Origin of the sequence: Streptomyces sp. NPDC090127 (assembly GCF_044746945.1) — a bacterium.
Classification (GTDB): Bacteria; Actinomycetota; Actinomycetes; order Streptomycetales; family Streptomycetaceae; genus Streptomyces.
Genome location: NZ_JBIVDE010000004.1, coordinates 321,655 through 340,176 on the forward strand (window position 1 = coordinate 321,655; position 18,522 = coordinate 340,176).

General features: G+C 71.5%; 15 protein-coding genes. 6 read left to right on the forward strand and 9 right to left on the reverse strand.

All coding sequences use genetic code 11. From position 1 onward, the window contains the following. The first annotated feature begins 77 nt into the window (after positions 1–77). The 5 genes from ACIPPS_RS17055 (at position 78) to ACIPPS_RS17075 (ending at position 6,312) form a co-directional block, all read left to right on the forward strand. Positions 78–1,427 carry a DUF2252 domain-containing protein gene (locus ACIPPS_RS17055; protein ID WP_401432149.1) on the forward strand — a complete coding sequence of 450 codons (1,350 nt, stop codon included), beginning with the start codon at positions 78–80 and terminating at the stop codon, positions 1,425–1,427. Positions 1,428–1,549: 122 nt separating this feature from the next. Further along, on the forward strand, positions 1,550–2,236 hold the full coding sequence (locus ACIPPS_RS17060; protein WP_401432151.1) for a hypothetical protein: 687 nt from the start codon (positions 1,550–1,552) through the stop codon (positions 2,234–2,236). Between the two features lie 63 nt (positions 2,237–2,299). Then, the gene (locus tag ACIPPS_RS17065; RefSeq protein WP_401432154.1) at positions 2,300–3,115 is read left to right on the forward strand and encodes a DsbA family protein; all 816 of its coding nucleotides are present in this window, start codon (positions 2,300–2,302) and stop codon (positions 3,113–3,115) included. Between the two features lie 246 nt (positions 3,116–3,361). Next, positions 3,362–5,011, forward strand: a complete 1,650-nt coding sequence (locus ACIPPS_RS17070) for an alkaline phosphatase D family protein (RefSeq protein WP_401432156.1) — start codon at positions 3,362–3,364, stop codon at positions 5,009–5,011. 338 nt (positions 5,012–5,349) lie between these two features. Then, a complete protein-coding gene (locus ACIPPS_RS17075; RefSeq protein WP_401432158.1) occupies positions 5,350–6,312 on the forward strand; it encodes a zinc metalloprotease in 963 nt (320 codons plus the stop codon). Between the two features lie 75 nt (positions 6,313–6,387). Here ACIPPS_RS17075 and ACIPPS_RS17080 read toward each other — a convergent pair whose 3' ends face one another. From ACIPPS_RS17080 to ACIPPS_RS17105, 6 genes are all read right to left on the reverse strand, one after another. Then, positions 6,388–6,966, reverse strand: a complete 579-nt coding sequence (locus ACIPPS_RS17080; protein WP_401432160.1) for a dienelactone hydrolase family protein — start codon at positions 6,964–6,966, stop codon at positions 6,388–6,390. Between the two features lie 37 nt (positions 6,967–7,003). Further along, positions 7,004–8,590, reverse strand: a complete 1,587-nt coding sequence (locus ACIPPS_RS17085; protein ID WP_401432163.1) for a Na+/H+ antiporter — start codon at positions 8,588–8,590, stop codon at positions 7,004–7,006. Positions 8,591–8,879: 289 nt separating this feature from the next. Further along, positions 8,880–9,353 carry a GNAT family N-acetyltransferase gene (locus ACIPPS_RS17090; protein ID WP_401432166.1) on the reverse strand — a complete coding sequence of 158 codons (474 nt, stop codon included), beginning with the start codon at positions 9,351–9,353 and terminating at the stop codon, positions 8,880–8,882. Then, positions 9,350–10,291, reverse strand: a complete 942-nt coding sequence (locus tag ACIPPS_RS17095; protein WP_401432169.1) for an RluA family pseudouridine synthase — start codon at positions 10,289–10,291, stop codon at positions 9,350–9,352. The genes ACIPPS_RS17090 and ACIPPS_RS17095 overlap by 4 nt, the downstream gene beginning before the upstream one ends. Before the next feature lie 17 nt (positions 10,292–10,308). After that, positions 10,309–10,986 carry a signal peptidase II gene (lspA, locus tag ACIPPS_RS17100; protein ID WP_401432171.1) on the reverse strand — a complete coding sequence of 226 codons (678 nt, stop codon included), beginning with the start codon at positions 10,984–10,986 and terminating at the stop codon, positions 10,309–10,311. A 62-nt stretch (positions 10,987–11,048) separates the two neighbouring features. After that, the gene (locus tag ACIPPS_RS17105) at positions 11,049–11,903 is read right to left on the reverse strand and encodes a TraR/DksA family transcriptional regulator (RefSeq protein WP_401432174.1); all 855 of its coding nucleotides are present in this window, start codon (positions 11,901–11,903) and stop codon (positions 11,049–11,051) included. 556 nt (positions 11,904–12,459) lie between these two features. On the opposite strand from ACIPPS_RS17105, the gene ileS reads away from it, so the two are divergent. Beyond that, on the forward strand, positions 12,460–15,591 hold the full coding sequence (gene ileS / locus ACIPPS_RS17110; RefSeq protein ID WP_401432176.1) for an isoleucine--tRNA ligase: 3,132 nt from the start codon (positions 12,460–12,462) through the stop codon (positions 15,589–15,591). A 743-nt stretch (positions 15,592–16,334) separates the two neighbouring features. Here ileS and ACIPPS_RS17115 read toward each other — a convergent pair. The 3 genes from ACIPPS_RS17115 to ACIPPS_RS17125 form a co-directional block, all read right to left on the reverse strand. Then, complete coding sequence (locus ACIPPS_RS17115) at positions 16,335–17,435, reverse strand: DivIVA domain-containing protein (protein WP_401432178.1); 1,101 nt, start codon at positions 17,433–17,435, stop codon at positions 16,335–16,337. 55 nt (positions 17,436–17,490) lie between these two features. After that, positions 17,491–17,781 carry a YggT family protein gene (locus ACIPPS_RS17120; protein ID WP_019885526.1) on the reverse strand — a complete coding sequence of 97 codons (291 nt, stop codon included), beginning with the start codon at positions 17,779–17,781 and terminating at the stop codon, positions 17,491–17,493. A gap of 76 nt (positions 17,782–17,857) precedes the next feature. Continuing rightward, the gene (locus ACIPPS_RS17125) at positions 17,858–18,478 is read right to left on the reverse strand and encodes a cell division protein SepF (RefSeq protein ID WP_401432181.1); all 621 of its coding nucleotides are present in this window, start codon (positions 18,476–18,478) and stop codon (positions 17,858–17,860) included. Positions 18,479–18,522 lie beyond the last annotated feature (44 nt).

Consider the following 18,522-nt stretch of genomic DNA (forward strand, 5'->3'; position numbering starts at 1 on the left):
GGGTACGGTCGCGCGTTGAGAGACGCAGAACACCTGTCCCAATTGTCATGAACAGTCTTGCACCAGGAGGCCCCTCGATGTCGGTCCCGCAGCCCACCGCCGACCAGCGCGGTGAGCAGATTCTCGCCGTCTTCGGCACCGCCTTCGGAGAGCTCCTCGCCGCCGACCCCGCCGCGTTCCGCGTGAAGTTCCGGAAGATGGCCGGCTCCGCGTTCGCCTTCTACCGGGGTACGGCCTGCCTCTTCTACGCCGACCTGGAGGCCGAGTCCGCCGGGCAGGCGAGCGGGAACGAGCACAGCGGGCCTTATCTGGACGAGCGGACCGGCCGGGTCTGGATCCACGGCGACCTGCACGCCGAGAACTTCGGCACGTACATGGACGCCAACGGCCGGCTGATCTTCAACGTCAACGACTTCGACGAGGCGTACGTCGGCCCCTTCACCTGGGACCTGAAGCGGCTCTCCGCCTCGCTCGCGCTGATCGGCTACACCAAGGCGCTCGGCGACGAGCAGATCACCGACCTGGTGCGGATCTACGCGGCGGCCTACCGCGAGCGCATCCACGCCCTGGCGACCGGCGCCAAGGACGACGAGGTGCCGTCCTTCACCCTGGACACCGCCGAGGGCCCCCTCCTGGCCGCGCTGCGGGTCGCCCGCTCGCTGACCCGCTTCGGGCTGCTGGACTCGATGACCGAGATCCGCGAGTTCGAGCGCCGCTTCTCCTCGGGCGGCGGCTCGATCGAGCTGGACGCGGCGACGCGATACAAGGTGCTGGCGGCCTTCGACGGCTATCTGGAGACCCTGCCGGAGTCCTCGCTGACCCGCCCCGACTCCTACCGGGTCAAGGACGTCGTCGGCCGGCGCGGGATCGGCATCGGCTCGGCCGGCCTCCCGTCGTACAACATCCTCCTGGAGGGGAACAGCGACGCCCTGGAGAACGACGTCGTGATCTACATGAAGCAGGCGCAGACCCCGGCCGTCTCGCGCCATGTGACGGACGCGGCGGTACGGGAGTACTTCCAGCACGAGGGCCACCGCACGGTCATCTCCCAGCGGGCGCTCCAGGCGCACGCGGACCCGTGGCTGGGCTGGACCGAGCTGGACGGCTCCGGGCAGCTGGTCGCGGAGATCTCGCCGTACGCGGTGGACCTGGACTGGTCGGACATCGACGACCTGGACGAGATCGCGGCCACCGTGGCCGACCTCGGCCGGGCGACGGCGACGATGCACGCGGCGGCGGACGACTCCAGCGGGCACTCCCTGGTGCCGTTCTCGACGGAGCGGGCCATCGACGCGGCGATCGCGGCCGACGAGGCGGGCTTCGCCGACCTCCTGGTCGACTTCGCCCACAGCTACGGGGCACGCGCGCGTGCGGACCACCAGATCTTCGTGGACCTCTTCCGCAACGGCCGGATCCCTGGCCTGTAGCCAGGCCGGCGGCACTGCCGGGCCGGGGCCGGCCCCGCCGGATCCGCCGGTCCCGCCCGGCCTGCTCACAGCCGGTCCTTAAGGGCCTCTTACAGGCAGGCATGGCACACTCTCCAGCGACTATGGACATATCAGGGAAGCGGCTCAGGGGGCTGCGGGCGGCGCTCTTCACGGCACTGGTCGTGACGCTGTCCGCCGGTTCCCATGTGCTGCTGTCCCAGGTTCCGCTGCCCCTGCTGACCGTGGGGCTGCTCTCGGCCGGTGTCTTCGCCGTCGCGTACGCGCTGGCCGGCCGGGAGCGCGGCTTCGGCCCCATCGCCGGCCTGCTCGTCCCGCTGGAGCTGGCCGCCGACACGATCTTCACCACCGGCCAGGCGGTCTGTTACGGCCCCGCCGGCGGCCCGGTCGCCGGTTCGCTGCGCGCGGTGGGCGTGGACGTGCTGTGCGGCGGCGCGGTCGGCACCCCGCTGCCGGGCGTGGCCGCACCGGAGAGCGGGACCGCCGCCGCGCTGCTGAGCTCCCCCGCCCCGGCCCTGCCGTGGCTGCTGCTCGCCGCCCACGTGTCGGTCGGGCTCTTCGCGGCGGCGTGGCTGCGGCACGGCGAGCGGGCGCTCGCCCGGCTGCTCGGCGCCGTCGCCGCCTTCGCGTTCCGGCCCCTCTCGGTCGTCGCCGCGCTCTTCGGCACGCCCCGCCCGGCGCCCGCGCGCACGGGCCGCCCCACGGACCGGCCGCGCCCGTCCGGTACGCGTCTCCTCGTGCACTCCGTCGGACGGCGGGGACCGCCGCGCCCAGGCTTCGCCCTCGCCTGAGCACCGCAGTCCCTCCCTGCCCTTCGCCCTTGTGGGCTTTCGACTTCCACGGAGATCACGATCATGAGCGCACGCAACAGCCACGCCAACAAGGCGGCCGCCCGCGAGCGGCTGCGCGTCGAGCGCGAACGCCAGGCCAAGAAGGAGAAGGTGCGCCGCCAGGTGACCGTCGCCGTGTCGGCGGTCGCGGTCCTGGCGGTCGCCGGCGGCGTCGGCTACGCCGTCGTCCAGTCCAACAAGCCCTCGCACTGGGAGGCGGCGGCCAAGGAAACGAAGATCACCGCGCCCAGGAACACCGAGGGCACCGACGGCACGACGGTCGTCGTCGGCAAGCCGACCGCGAAGAAGACCCTGGAGATCTACGAGGACTCGCGCTGCCCGGTGTGCGCGCAGTTCGAGCAGCAGGTGGGCGCGACCGTCGACAAGGACGTGGCGGACGGCAAGTACAGGCTCAAGTACGTCGGCGCCACGTTCATCGACGACTCCACCCAGGGCGAGGGCTCGAAGAACGCCCTGTCGGCGCTGGGCGCGGCCCTGGACGTGAGCCCCGAGGCGTTCCTGACGTACAAGGCGGCGCTCTACTCCGCCGAGTTCCACCCGGAGGAGACCAAGGACGAGTTCGCCAAGGACTCCTACCTCCTGAAGGTCGCGGACTCGGTGCCGGCACTGAAGGGGAACGCCGCGTTCAAGAAGAACGTGGAGGACGGCACGTTCGACGCCTGGGCGATGAAGATGTCCGCCGCCTTCGACAAGAGCGGCGTGAAGGGCACGCCGACGCTGAAGATGGACGGCAAGACGCTGACGACGCAGGGCACCCAGAACCCGCCGATGACGGTCGAGGAGTTCAACGCGGCGCTCACGCCCGCGCTCAAGGGTTAGCCGCCGCGTCCGGACGCCCGGCCGGAGGCGCGCCCGCTCCGGCACGAGCTCCGGCAGCGCCGGCCGGTGCGGCACGGGCCCGTGGGAGTCGCTCCCGCGGGCCCGCCCGTGTCGGGGGGCCGGGCGGCTCGCGACCCGCCCGACCCGCGCCCTTTGTCCGGGCCGTCCCGACCGCCGGGCGACGAGTGCGCGAACTTTCCGTATTCGTCCGCCCGTTCGTCATACCGGTCAGTAATCTGACTGGCCGTGACCAGTCGACACATATCCTCCGCTCCCACCCGCCGCACCGTCGTGAAGGCCGCCGCCGTCACGGCCGTCGCCGCTCCCGCCCTGGTGGGTGCCGTCTCCCCCGCGCTCGCGGTCTCGAACCCGACCGCGTTCCAGCACGGCGTCGCCTCCGGCGACCCGCTGCCCGACGGCGTCCTGCTCTGGACGCGCGTCACCCCGGCCCCCGACGCCACGCCGGGTTCCGGCAAGGGCCCCGCCGTCACGGTCCGTTGGGAGGTCGCCGAGGACCGTGCCTTCACCCGGACCGCCGCCGAGGGCACCGCCACCGCGACCGCCGCGAGCGACCACACCCTGAAGGTGGACGTCCGGGGCCTGCGCCCGGCGACCCCGTACTGGTTCCGCTTCACGGCGGGCGACACCGTCTCGCCGGTCGGCCGCACCCGCACCACCCCGACCGTCGACGCCGCCACCCCGGGTGTCCGCTTCGGCGTCGTCTCCTGCTCCAACTGGGAGGCCGGCCACTTCTCCGCCTACCGTCACCTCGCCGCCCGCGCGGACCTGGACGCGATCCTCCATCTCGGCGACTACATCTACGAGTACGCCAGCGGCTCGTACCCCACGGCGCCGTACACCGTGCGGGAGCACGAGCCGAAGCACGAGATCGTCTCGCTGGCCGACTACCGGCTCCGGCACGCCACGTACAAGACAGACGCCGACCTCCAGGCGCTGCACGCCACCCACCCGATGATCGCGATCTGGGACGACCACGAGGTCGCCAACGACACCTGGTCGGGCGGCGCGGAGAACCACACGCCGGGCGCCGAGGGCGACTGGGCGGCCCGGGTGGCGGCGGCCAAGCAGGCGTACTTCGAGTGGATGCCGGTCCGCGCCTCGACCGAGGGCACGGTCTACCGGCGGTTGCGCTTCGGCAAGCTGGCCGATCTGCACCTGCTCGACCTGCGCTCCTTCCGCTCCCAGCAGTCGTCCGTCGGCAACGGCTCGGTCGACGACCCGGAGCGTACGATCACCGGCCGCGCCCAGCTGGACTGGCTGAAGTCGGGGCTCGCGGGCTCGGACGCGACCTGGAAGCTGGTCGGCACCTCGGTGATGATCTCGCCGGTCGCCTTCGGCGCGCTGCCGGCCCACCTCCTGGCGCCGCTCGCCGAACTGCTCGGCCTGCCCGCGGAAGGACTCGCGGTCAACGTCGACCAGTGGGACGGCTACACGGACGACCGCAAGGAGCTGCTCGCGCACCTGACCCAGCGGTCGATCCGGAACACCGTCTTCCTGACCGGTGACATCCACATGGCGTGGGCCAACGACGTACCGGTGAAGGCCGCGACGTACCCGCTGTCGCCGTCGGCCGCGACCGAGTTCGTGGTGACCTCGGTGACCTCGGACACCGTCGCGGACCTGCTGCACGTGCCGCCGGGCACGGTCTCGCTGGTGGCGTCCGGGGCGATCAAGGCCGCCAACCGCCACGTGAAGTGGGTGGACATGGACCACCACGGCTACGGCGTGCTCGACGTGACCACCGAGCGGACGCAGATGGACTACTACACGGTCTCCGACCGTACGAAGCCGGACGCGACGACCGCGTGGCAGCGCTCGTACCGGACGACGAGCGGAACGCAGAGGATCGAGCGGGTGTACCAGCCGGTGCGTTGACATGACTTCATGGTCGGTTTTCGGCCATGATCCCTCCCGTTAACGGGAGATCACATCGCCGCGACGGGTGGTGAGTTCGGCCGACCGAATCCGGACACACCACCCGTCCATCCCGCCCGGTTTGTTTCGTTCTCCTTTCAAACACCGATGCGGACCGAAGATTTTCTTCCCGATGAACCGATATGCCCCCGGATTGATTGGGCTTGATCAATGCTCATCAGGGCCTGACATGAACCCGTAATCTCCCCGCGGTGGCGAGGAATCCCCTCTCCACTCACCCCCCGCGAGGAGTCACCATGCGTGCTCTTGTCCGTATATCACCGCGTCTGACACGTCGTATGCTCGGCACCGCGGTCATGGCCGGAACCCTGGCCCTGGCCCCGCTCTCGGCCCCCTCGGTCGCCCAGACGCCGACCACCACCGCCGCCGCCGGCACCGAGGAGTGCGACACGCACGAGGGCGAAGGCCTCTCCGCCGCCCGCAAGGCCCGGGGCGCCGGTCACGGCGCGGAGCCCAACGAGGTCACCGCCGCCCAGGCCAAGGCCATGGAGGCCGACCTCGGCAAGAGACTGGACGCGGCCCGTGCCCACGGCCGCGCCTCCGCCTCCGGCGCCTCCGCCGCCGCCGTGGTCACCATCCCCGTCCACTTCCACGTCGTCCACAGCGGCACCGCCGGCAAGCTGACCGCCACCGACATCAGCAACCAGATGGCGGTCCTCAACGCGGCCTACGCCGGCCAGGGCACCGGCAACGTGAACACCAACTTCCAGTTCTCGCTGGCCTCGACCGACTACACGGACAACGCGTCCTGGTACAACCTGGCCTCCGGCTCGACCGCCGAGCGCCAGATGAAGCAGACCCTGCGCAAGGGCGACGCCGGCGCGCTGAACTTCTACACCGCCAAGCTCAGCGGCGGACTGCTCGGCTGGGCGACCTTCCCGTCCTCGTACGCCTCCAACCCGTCCATGGACGGTGTGGTGGTCCTCGACTCCTCGCTGCCGGGCGGCTCCGCGGCCAACTACAACCAGGGCGACACCGCGACCCACGAGGTCGGCCACTGGATGGGGCTCTACCACACCTTCCAGGGCGGCTGCTCCGGAGCCGGTGACTCCGTCAGCGACACCCCGGCCGAGAAGAGCCCCGCGTACGAGTGCCCGACCGGTCGCGACAGCTGCGCCAACAAGCCGGGCGTCGATCCGATCAAGAACTTCATGGACTACACGTACGACTCCTGCATGACCCAGTTCACCCCGGGCCAGGTCACGCGGATGAACGACTTCTGGACGGCGTACCGCGCCTGAGCCACCGTCTGACGACCGAGGGCGCGGCGGGAGAGCCCCCGCCGCGCCCTCGCGCGTGTCCGGACACCCGGGCCGTCAGCCGTCCTGGAGGCTCTCCAGGAACGCCAGCGCGACCGTCCAGGTCCGCTCGGCCGCGTCCTCGTCGAAGTCCGGCAGGTCCGGGTCGGTGAAGAGGTGGCCCGCGCCGGGGTAGCGGTAGACCTCGACGTCGGCCCCCGCCCTCCCCATCTGGAGATACCAGGACGTCAGCCAGTCGTGCGGCTCGAAGGCGTCCGGGTCGGCGAGGTGGAGCTGGACGGGCAGCTCGTCGACGGACGCGTTCTCCGCGATGTCCGAGGTGCCGTGCAGCAGGAGCAGCCCCCGCGCCTTGGCGTCCCCCAGGGCGAGGGTCTGGGCGACCGAGGCGCCGAAGGAGAAGCCCGCGTAGACCAGGCCGCGTTCCGAGTACGGAGCCGCGGCGAGGATCGCCCGCCTCAGCAGCTCGTCCTTGCCGATCTCCTTCTGGAGCGCCATGCCCTCCTCGACGGTGTCGGCGGTCCGGCCCCCGAAGAGGTCGGGCACGTGCACCTGATGGCCGGCGGCCCGCAGCCGTTCGGCCGCGGCCTCCACCGCCGGACGCGGACCGTAGGTCGAGTGGAAGAGCATGATGTCCATACGGTCCATCCTGCCAGCCGGCCGGGGCAGCCCGAGGTCACCCCATGCTGCGCACGTCCAGCTGGCGCAGCACCCGGTCCACCACCTCGGGGTCGGCCCCCGGCTCGCTGCGCGCCGCGAGCACCTCGTGCCGGGCGGCGGACATCATCTCGCGCTGGATCCGCTGGACGGCCTTGAGTCGCCCGGCCCGCTCGGCGAAGGCGGCCCGTCGCTCCTCGTCCACCATGTCCGGGCTGATCCGCGCCCCGATGTCGTACGCCCCGCGCTGGAGCCGTTCCTGGACCTCCTCCGGCAGCTCCTCGGCCTCCTCGATCTCCTTCAGCCGCCGCTTGGCCGCCTTGGCCGCGCGGACCGCGAGCTCCCGCTCCAGGGCGCGCTCGGCGTCGGTGTCGGCCCGCACGCCGAGCCGCTTGACCAGCCAGGGCAGGGTGAGGCCCTGGAGGAGAAGGGTGGTCATGATCACGCAGAAGGCGATGAAGATGATCTCCTCACGGCCGGGGAACGGCGATCCGTCGTCCGTGCGCAGCGGGATGGCGAGCGCGAGCGCCACCGACGCCACCCCGCGCATCCCGGCCCACCACATGACGACGGTCTCCCGCCAGCTGACCGGGATCTCCTCGTCGTAGTCGCGCCGGTGGTGCAGCCGCTTGGCCAGCCAGGTGGCGGGCAGCAGCCACAGCAGCCGTACGACGACCACGACACCGGTCACGGCGGCGCCCCAGCCGAGCATCTCGGCGAGCCGGCCGTCGGCGGTGCCGAAGACGTTGTGGAGTTCGAGCCCGATGAGCCCGAAGGCGATGCCGGTGACGAGGGTGTCGACGATCTGCCAGAAGGTCTGCCCGGCGAGCCGGCCCATCACGTCGTCGGCGTCGAGGGCGTTCTCGGCGAGGTAGAGGGCGACGACCAGGACGGCGAGGACGCCGGAACCCTTCAACTCCTCGGCCAGGACGTAGGCGACGAAGGGGACGAGGAGGGTGAGCCCGGTCTGCAGAGTGGCCTCGCCGAGCACGCTCATGAGCTTGTTGCTGAGCCAGCCCAGGACGAGCCCGACGGCGACGGCGACGACGGCGGACAGGATCAGGTCGAGGCCCGCGCCCTGCCAGCTGAAGCTGCCGCCGACGGCCGCCGCGATCGCCACGTGGTAGAGGACGATCGCGGTGACGTCGTTGAAGAGCCCCTCGCCCTCCAGGATCGAGACGAGCCGGCGCGGAAGCCCGAGCGACCCGGCCACGGCGGTCGCCGCCACGGGGTCGGGCGGCGCGACGAGCGCGCCGAGGGCGACGGCGGCGGCGAGCGGCAGCATGGGGACGAGCGCGGTCGCCATGGCGGCGACGGCGGCCATGGTCACGAAGACCAGGGCGACCGCCAGCAGGAAGATGGGCCGCCGGTTGGCCGCGAACTGCCGCCAGGACGTGCGCTGCACCGCGGCGTAGAGCAACGGCGGCAGGACCAGCGGAAGGATGTAGTCCGGTGGGATCTCGACGTTCGGCACGAAGGGCATGAACGCCAGCACGACCCCGATGACGGTCATGAGCACCGGGGCCGGCAGTCCGAGCCGGTCCCCGAGCGGCACGGTGAGCACCGCGCCCAGCAACAGCAGGAACAACAGGGCCAATTGGTCCACGGGGCGCCCTTCCGGCCGCCCGACGGCAGGCACGGTCGATGATCGTGCCTCAACCCTGCCACGCGCGAGGACGAATCCTTTCAAACCGCGATGCGGCGCCGCTCACGCGACGGGCGGGGACGGCTCACGCGACGCCACGCGTCGGGCGGGGTGCGGGGGCGGCGGGGTGCGGGGGCGGCGGGGTGCGGGCCGCTCACGTGCCGAGCCGTACTACGCCGTGCCGAGCCGTACTGCGCCGCGCCGAGCCGTACTGCGCCGTGCCGTACTGCGCCGCGCCGTGGCCCCTTGGCTAGAGCGCCCGCCGCATGGCGCGGTGCGGGATGCCCGCGTCGGGGAACTCGGGGCCGTACACCTCGTAGCCGAGCCGCTCGTAGAAGCCGAGGGCGTGGGTCTGGGCGTGCAGGTCGACGGCCGTCAGGCCACGCGCGCGTGCCGCGTCCTCGATGGCGCGCACCAGCGCCGCGCCGACCCCGAGGCCGCGGGCGGCCTTGGCGACCGCGAGCCGCCCGAGCGAGCCGACGGAGGCGTCGCCGCCGGTCTTGCCGACCGCGTCCGGGCCGTGCAGCAGTCGCCCGGTGCCCAGCGGCAGACCGTCCTCCCGCAGGGCGAGGACGTGCACGGCGGTCTCGTCGTACGTGTCGTACTCCAGCTCCTGCGGCACGTTCTGCTCGACGACGAAGACCTCGCGGCGGACCGCGAAACAGGCCTCCCGGTCGTCGTCGCCGATCGCCTCACGGACCTCGTAGCGGGTGCCGGCGCTCACGCGCTCTCCGCCTCGATCCGGTCCAGCGCGTTCTGGAGGTCCGCCGGGTACGTGGACGCGAACTCGACCCAGCGCCCGTCCGAGGGGTGCTCGAAGCCGAGCCGTACGGCGTGCAGCCACTGGCGCGTCAGGCCGAGCCGCTTGGCCATCGTCGGGTCCGCCCCGTAGGTGAGGTCGCCGACGCAGGGGTGGCGGTGGGCCGACATGTGCACCCGGATCTGGTGCGTACGGCCGGTCTCCAGCTTGATGTCGAGCAGCGAGGCGGCGCGGTAGGCCTCGATCAGGTCGTAGTGCGTCACCGAGGCCTTGCCGTCGGCGGTCACGGCCCACTTGTAGTCGTGGTTCGGGTGGCGCCCGATCGGAGCGTCGATCGTGCCGCTCATCGGGTCCGGGTGCCCCTGGACCAGCGCGTGGTAGCGCTTGTCGACGACCCGCTCCTTGAACTGCGCCTTGAGCAGCGTGTACGCCCGCTCCGACTTGGCGACGACCATGAGGCCGGACGTGCCGACGTCGAGCCGGTGCACGATCCCCTGGCGCTCGGCGGCGCCGGAGGTGGAGATGCGGTACCCGGCGGCGGCGAGGCCGCCGATGACCGTCGTCCCGGTCCAGCCGGGGCTCGGGTGCGCGGCGACGCCGACCGGCTTCATGATCACGACGATGTCGTCGTCGTCATGGACGATCTCCATGCCCTCGACCGGCTCGGCGACGATCTGGACCGGCGCCGCGGCGCCGGGCATCTCCACCTCCAGCCACGCGCCGCCGCTGACCCGCTCGGACTTGCCGACCACGGCGCCGTCGACCTGGACCTTCCCGGAAGCGGCCAGCTCGGCCGCCTTCGTACGGGAGAACCCGAACATACGGGCGATGGCGGCGTCGACGCGCTCGCCCTCCAGGCCATCGGGAACGGGCAGCGTGCGGATCTCGGGACTCGTACTCACCCGTCGAGTATGCCTTGTCAGTCCTTGTGGACGGTGCCGTCGGGGTCCAGGCCCCGGAAGGACAGGATCACGATCAGGAAGCCGCCGCAGACGATCGCCGAGTCCGCGAGGTTGAAGACGGCGAAGTGCGCGGGCGCGATGAAGTCGACGACCGCGCCCTCGAAGACGCCCGGGGAGCGGAAGATCCGGTCGGTCAGATTGCCCAGCGCACCGCCGAGCAGCAGGCCGAGCGCGATCGCCCACCACGTGCTGTAGAGCTTGCGCGCGAGCCGGATGATCACGACGATCACCACGGCCGCGATGCAGGTGAAGATGATCGTGAAGGCCTCGCCCATGCCGAAGGCGGCGCCCGGGTTCCGGATCGCCTCGAACCGCAGCAGGTCGCCGATCACCTGGATCGGCTCGTGGCCCTCCAGCTCGGCGACCACGAGCATCTTGCTGCCGAGGTCGAGCACGTACGCGACGAGCGCCACGAGGAGCAGCGCGACGATCTTGCGCTTGCCCTTCGGGCGCTCGGCGGGAGCCTGCGCCTCGGCAGCGGCCTCTCCGACCGAACCGACCGAACCGTCCGAACCGACCGGGTCCTCCGCGCCGCGGACGCCACCGGCGCCGTCAGCGCCGGTGGCGCCGGTGGCGCCGTCCGTGCCGTCAGCGTCTGGATCCGGCGTACCGATGATGCGCTCCGCCTCTGCCACGTGAGTCCCTCAACCTAGGTGCCTGACTGTGCACGAGGGTACGGCACACCCCTTGGGACCCGTCAGCTGCGGCGCTCCTGCTTCTGCTTGTCCTCGACGCAGAGCGTGGCCCTCGGGAAGGCCTGCATACGCGCCTTGCCGATCGGCTTGCCGCACACCTCGCAGAGGCCGTACGTGCCCGCGTCGAGGCGCTCGAGCGCGTGCTCGGACTGCTCCAGCATCTCGCGGGCGTTGGCGGCCAGGGCGAGCTCGTGCTCGCGGGTGATGTTCTTGGTGCCGGTGTCGGCCTGGTCGTCGCCCGCGCCGTCCCCGGAGTCCCGCATGAGGCCCGTCAGCTCCTCCTTGGAGTGCAGCAGCTCGGCCCGCAGCCGCAGGACCTCGCTCTCGAGACCGGCCCGGGCCTCGGTGACCTCCTCGGGCGTCCATGGGTCCTCGCCGGGCCGTACGGCCAGCTCACCGGCGCGAGCCTGCGGGACCGCGGCCTCGCTCTCGGCCGTCGTGACGCCACCCGCGGTCTTCTTCGCTGCCACTGTCGCGGCTCCTGTCTGCTCCACCTGCGCCGCGGAAGCGGCCTTCTTCTTGACTTCGTTCTTCTTCGCGGCGGCCTTCTGGGCGGCCGGAGCCTTCTTCGCGACCGCCTTCTCGGCCGCCGGGGCCTTCTTGGCGGCGGACTTTTTGGCGGTGGCCTTCTTGGCGGCGGTCTTCTTGGCGGCGGGGGCTTCGACGGTCTTCCCGGCCGCCTTCTTCCCGACCGCCTTCTTCGCGACCGCCTCGTCCACGACCGCCTCGTCCGCGACCGCCTTGTCCGCGACCGTCGACTTCTTGCCGGTGGCGTCCTTGGCCGCCCCGCCCGCGCCGGCGGAACCGGTGGCACCGGCGGTCGAGGTCTTCTTCGCGGCGGTCTTCTTCGCCACCATGTCGCGGCCCCTTCACATTTTGTGATCTTGCTCGCGAATCGTGCTGGGACGATAAATCGGCCCAAGGCCCGCGGCAACGGGGCACGCCGCCGTTCGCACCCGCCGCGTGCCGGTGGCAGGGCGAGTCTGCATCCGTTGTGCCCAGCTCCCCGCCCGGTAATCCGCCCCACGACGACCTGCGAAGTCCGGCCGCCCGCGTATGGCCATTCGGGTCACGCGCGGCCCCCTCCCGCCCCGCCCGAAATGAGGTCGGCCGAGCGCCCTCGGGGCCCGTACACTGGCGGGAGCGAAAGGCTTGGATGGGGACGAGTAGCGTCGTACGCAGCCATGAGCGACCCGGGGACGGTGAGAGCCCGGGGGCCAGCCCGATGTGAACCATCACCCCGGAGCCGCCGGAAGAAAGCCGTCAGGCGAGTAGAACCGGCATCGCGACCCCAATGAGGGGGCCATGGGCAGCACACGCCCGGGGCCAAGGAGGGTGGTACCGCGGGAGCCGCGCAGCACGGCGCTCTCGTCCCTCCGGACGGAAACGAAGCAGTCCGCCGGAGGAAGATCGATGACGCAGTACCGCCAGGTGCCCGCCCAGGTCGACCTGCCCGCGCTCGAGCACGCCGTGCTCGATTTCTGGCGCGAGAGCAAGGTCTTCGCCAAGACCCTGGAGCAGTCCGAGGGCCGTCCCGAGTGGGTGTTCTACGAGGGCCCGCCGACCGCCAACGGCATGCCCGGTGCCCACCACATCGAGGCCCGCGTCTTCAAGGACGTCTTCCCGCGCTTCCGGACCATGCGCGGCTACCACGTGGGCCGCAAGGCCGGCTGGGACTGCCACGGCCTGCCCGTCGAGCTCGCCGTCGAGAAGGAGCTCGGCTTCGCCGGCAAGAAGGACATCGAGGAATACGGCATCGCCGCGTTCAACGACAAGTGCCGCGAGTCCGTGACCCGGCACACCGACGCCTTCGCCGAGCTGACGACCCGCATGGGCTACTGGGTCGACCTGGACGACGCGTACCGGACGATGGACCCCGAGTACATCGAGTCGGTCTGGTGGTCGCTCAAGCAGATCTTCGATAAGGGGCTGCTGGTCCAGGACCACCGCGTCGCCCCCTGGTGCCCGCGCTGCGGCACCGGCCTCTCGGACCACGAGCTGGCGCAGGGGTACGAGACGGTCGTCGACCCGTCCGTCTTCGTCCGCTTCCCGCTCACCTCCGGCCCGCTGGCCGGCCAGGCCTCGCTCCTGGTCTGGACGACGACCCCGTGGACCCTGGTGTCCAACACGGCCGTCGCCGCGCACCCCGAGGTCACCTACGTCGTCGCGACCGACGGCGACGAGAAGCTCGTCGTCGCCGCGCCGCTGGTCGACAAGGCGCTCGGCGAGGGCTGGGTGACCACCGGCGAGTCCTTCACGGGCGCGGAGATGGAGCGCTGGACGTACCAGCGCCCCTTCGAGCTCGTCGACTTCCCCGCGGAGGCCCACTACGTGGTCAACGCGGAGTACGTCACGACCGAGGACGGTACGGGTCTGGTCCACCAGTCCCCCGCCTTCGGTGAGGACGACCTCAAGGTCTGCCGCTCCTACGGCCTGCCGGTCGTGAACCCGGTCCGCCCCGACGGCACCTTCGAGGAGGACGTGCCGCTGGTCGGCGGGGTCTTCTTCAAGAAGGCCGACGAACAGCTGACGGCCGACCTGGACGCGCGCGGCCTGCTCTTCCGGCACGTCCCGTACGAGCACAGCTACCCGCACTGCTGGCGCTGCCACACGGCGCTGCTCTACTACGCGCAGCCGTCCTGGTACATCCGTACGACCGCCGTCAAGGACCGCCTTCTCCAGGAGAACGAGAAGACGAACTGGTTCCCGGACTCGGTCAAGAACGGCCGCTTCGGCGACTGGCTCCACAACAACATCGACTGGGCGCTCTCCCGCAGCCGCTACTGGGGCACCCCGCTGCCGCTGTGGCGCTGCGAGGACGACCACCTGACGTGCGTGGGCTCGCGCGCCGAGCTGTCCGAGCTGACGGGCGCGGACCAGTCGGAGCTCGACCCGCACCGGCCGTACATCGACGCGGTGACCTTCCCCTGCCCGAGCTGCTCGAAGACGGCGACACGGGTGCCGGAGGTCATCGACGCCTGGTACGACTCGGGTTCGATGCCGTTCGCGCAGTGGGGCTACCCGCACAAGAACAAGGAACTCTTCGAGTCCCGGTACCCGGCGCAGTTCATCAGCGAGGCCATCGACCAGACGCGCGGCTGGTTCTACACGCTGATGGCGGTCGGCACGCTGGTCTTCGACAAGTCCTCGTACGAGAACGTGGTCTGCCTGGGCCACATCCTCGCCGAGGACGGCCGCAAGATGTCCAAGCACCTGGGGAACACCCTGGAGCCGATCGCGCTGATGGACCAGCACGGCGCGGACGCCGTCCGCTGGTTCATGGCGGCCGGCGGCTCCCCGTGGGCGGCCCGCCGGGTCGGTCACGGCACGATCCAGGAGGTCGTGCGCAAGACCCTCCTCACGTACTGGAACACGGTCGCCTTCCAGGCGCTGTACGCCCGTACGTCCGGCTGGGCGCCGAGCGCGTCGGACCCGGCGCCGGCGGAGCGCTCGGTCCTGGACAGGTGGCTGCTCTCCGGGCTGAACTCGCTGGTGTCGGAGGTCACCGAGGCGCTGGAGTCGTACGACACGCAGCGGGCGGGCAAGCTGATCTCCTCGTTCGTGGACGAGCTGTCGAACTGGTACGTGCGGCGTTCGCGCCGCCGCTTCTGGCAGGGCGACGCGGCGGCGCTGCGCACCCTGCACGACGTGGTGGAGACGGTCACGCGTCTGATGGCCCCGCTGACCCCCTTCATCACGGAGCGGGTCTGGCAGGACCTGGTGGTCCCGGTGACGCCGGGCGCCCCGGAGTCGGTCCACCTGTCGACGTGGCCGGAGCCGGACCTGTCGCTGGTCGACCCGACGCTCGCCACGCAGATGACCCTGGTCCGCCGGCTGGTGGAGCTGGGCCGCGCGACGCGCGCCGAGTCGGGCGTGAAGACCCGTCAGCCGCTGTCGCGCGCGCTGGTGGCGGCGACGGGCTTCGCGGAGCTGTCCGAGGACCTCCAGGCGCAGATCACCGAGGAGCTGAACGTCACATCGGTGGCCTCCCTCTCCGAGGTCGGCGGTTCGCTGGTCGACACGACGGCGAAGGCGAACTTCCGCGCGCTGGGCAAGCGCTTCGGCAAGGGCGTCCAGGACGTGGCGAAGGCGGTGACTGCGGCGGACGCGGCGGCGCTGTCGCTGGCGCTGCGCAGCGGCGAGGCGACGCTGGAGGTCAACGGCGAGACGATCACCGTCGGCCCTGAGGAGATCATCATCACGGAGACCCCTCGGGAGGGCTGGTCGGTCGCGTCGGACGCGGGCGCGACCGTGGCGCTCGACCTGGAGATCACCCCGGAGCTGCGCCGGGCGGGCCTGGCCCGTGACGCGATCCGTCTGATCCAGGAGGCCCGCAAGAACAGCGGCCTGGACGTGGCGGACCGCATCGCGCTGCGCTGGACGTCACAGTCCCCGGAGACGACGGAGGCCCTGACGACCCACGCGACCCTGATCGCGGACGAGGTCCTCGCCACGGACTTCGCCTCGGGCCCGTCGGACTCCACGTACGGCGCCCCGTTCACGGACGAGGCCCTGTCGCTGACGTTCCACCTCCGCAAGGCGTAACCCCACCCGAAAGGCCCGGCCCCCGTCAGGGGACCGGGCCTTTCGCGTCCCCGGAAAGCGCCAGGAGCCCACCACCCGCCCACTCCCGCCCCACCAAGCGACGCCGCCCGCCCAAGACCCCGCCCACCAAGCGACGCCCCCGCGCCGAAGACCCGCCCAGGAAGCGACGCCCGCCCGCCCAAGGCCCCGCCCGCGGCGCGAAGCTGCCGCGTATCGGGGGTGAGGGCGGCGCGAAGCTGCCGCGTCCCGGGGCACGGGGGCGGCGCGAAGCCGCCGCGTCCCGAGGCACGGGGGCGGCGCGAAGCCGCCGCGTCCCGAGGCACGGGGGCGGCGCGAAGCCGCCGCGTCCCGAGGCACGGGGGCGGCGCGAAGCTGCCGCGTCCCGGGGGGGGCGGCGCGAAGCTGCCGCGTCCCGGGGGGGGCGGCGCGAAGCTGCCGCGTCCCGGGGGGGCGGCGCGAAGCTGCCGCGTCTCGGGGCGTGGGGGCGGCGCCCCCGCACCACCTGCCCCGGGGTCTGGGGCGGAGCCCCAGTTCGGGAAGGGGCGGGGTGGGGAAGGAGCCCGCCGCAGGCGCCCCCTCCCCGCAGGCGCCGCCCACCCGCACCCGCACCCCCGCCCGCACCCACGCCCGTACCACCCACACCCCCACACCCCCGCCCACGGCAAAGGGCCGGGCCCCGGTTTCCCGGGGCCCGGCCCTTCAGCCTGCCGACGGCTACGCGCTCATCGCGCGAGCTGGCGCCGTCAGTTGTCGTCCTCGTCGATCAGGAAGCCACGCATCGGCGCCGGCGCCTGCTGCATCGGCTGCGGCGCCTGCGGGCGGACCGGAGCCATCGGCTGGGTCATCGCCGGGGACATCTGCTGCTGGCCACCGTAGGACGGGGCACCGCCCATGGACGGACCGCCGCCCATCGAGCCGTTGCCGCCGTACGACGGGGCGCTCGCGCCGGCCGAAGCCATCGAGGGCGACGGCGGCAGCGAAGCCGTGGCCGGCGTCCGCGGCGGGGCCAGCGAGTCGTCCGCCTGGGTCTCCAGCTGACGCAGCTGCGACTCCAGGTACGACTTCAGACGCGTGCGGTACTCACGCTCGAAGCCCCGCAGGTCCTCGACCTTGCGCTCCAGCGTCGCGCGGGCCGACTCCAGCGAGCCCATCGCCACGCGGTGCTTCTCCTGCGCGTCCCGCTCCAGCGCGTCCGCCTTGGCGCGGGCGTCGCGCTCCAGGCCCTCGGCGCGCGAGCGCGCCTCGCCGACGATCTTGTTGGCCTCGGAACGGGCCTCCGCGATCGCCTGGTCGGCCGTCTGCTGGGCCAGCGAGAGGACACGCGCGGCGCTGTCGCCACCGGGGCCCTGCTGCGGCTGCTGCATCGGCTGCTGCATCTGCTGCTGGGGGTGGCCCATGGGGCCGCCCATCGGCTGGCCCATGGGGCCGCCCTGCATCTGGCCGGGGCCGGGGCCCATCGGGCCGCCCTGCATCGGACCGGGGCCGTGGCCACCAGGACCGGCGGGGAGCTGCGGCGCACCGGACGGCAGCTGCGGCGGACCCATCTGCGGGGGCTGCTGCTGGACCGGCGGACCGGATATGGCGGCGGGTACCGGGGCGCCGGGACCGACGGGACGATCCTGCTGCTCCGGGGGCTTGCGCATGCCCTGCTGCTGCTGGTTCTGCGCGGCGGCACGCGTCGCGGCGGCCAGCTTGGCGCGCAGGTCCTCGTTCTCGCGGAGCAGGCGGGTCAGTTCGGCTTCGACCTCGTCGAGGAAGGCATCGACCTCGTCCTCGTCATAGCCTTCTCGAAGGCGGACGGTCGTGAACTGCTTGTTCCGCACGTCCTCGGGGGTCAGCGGCATCTCTTCTTCACCTCTACGTAGTCGTCGGCAGTCGGCAAGACCGTATCGTCCACATTCACCTCGCGAAGCTGCTCACGATGGAGATCAGGATGTAGACGATGATCATCAGAACGAAGAAGGACAGGTCGAGTGCCACGCCCCCGAGACGCAGCGGCGGGATGAACCGCCGCAGAAGCTTGAGCGGTGGATCGGTGACAGTGTAGGTGGCCTCCAGAACGACCACCATCGCCTTGCCGGGTTGCCATGAACGCGCGAACTGAAAGACGTAGTCCATGACCAGCCGGAAGATCAGCACGATGAGGAAGCACATCAGCGCGATGTAGACCACCTGCAGTGCGACGCCCATCCCGCGCTTCCCTCTCCCCTGGTTCGTGCTCTCGCTTGTCCGGCCTTCCGGCCGGGCCGTTCCGGTCTTCGTTGTCTCAGCTCTGGTTGAAGAATCCGCCCTCTGCGATCCGGGCCTTGTCCTCCGCCGTGACATCGACGTTAGCAGGCGACAACAGGAACACCTTCTGCGTCACGCGCTCAATGCTGCCATGGAGCCCGAAGACGAGTCCGGCGGCAAAGTCGACAAGTCGCTTCGCATCGGTGTCGTCCATCTCCGTGAGATTCATGATCACCGGAGTGCCCTCACGGAAGTGTTCCCCGATGGTACGGGCTTCGTTGTAGGTCCGGGGGTGCAGCGTGGTGATGCGGTACGGCTCCCGCTCGGACACGACCTTGGGCATGATCACCGGTGCGTTCTTCTCCAGGCTCGGACGATCTGGTGTGATGGATGCCACGGGGGCGATTCGCGCCGGACGTCCGCTTTCGGCGGAAAGCGGGGCGGCGTGCGCGACCGGCTCGCGAGGGGCGGACTGCTGCACCACCCGCACCGGCTCCTCCCGCTCCACCTGGCGCGGAGGCTGATGGCGCCGCTCACGCTCGGGTTCCGGTTCCAGCTCGGGTTCGAAGTCGTCGTCGGGGTCGAAACCCCGGCCGTCGTACCCATCGTCCTCCACGAGGCCGAGGTAGACCGCCATCTTGCGCATCGCGCCGGCCATTCTCTGAGTCCTCCGCTCTGTGGTGGATCGGCCCTGTCGCCAAG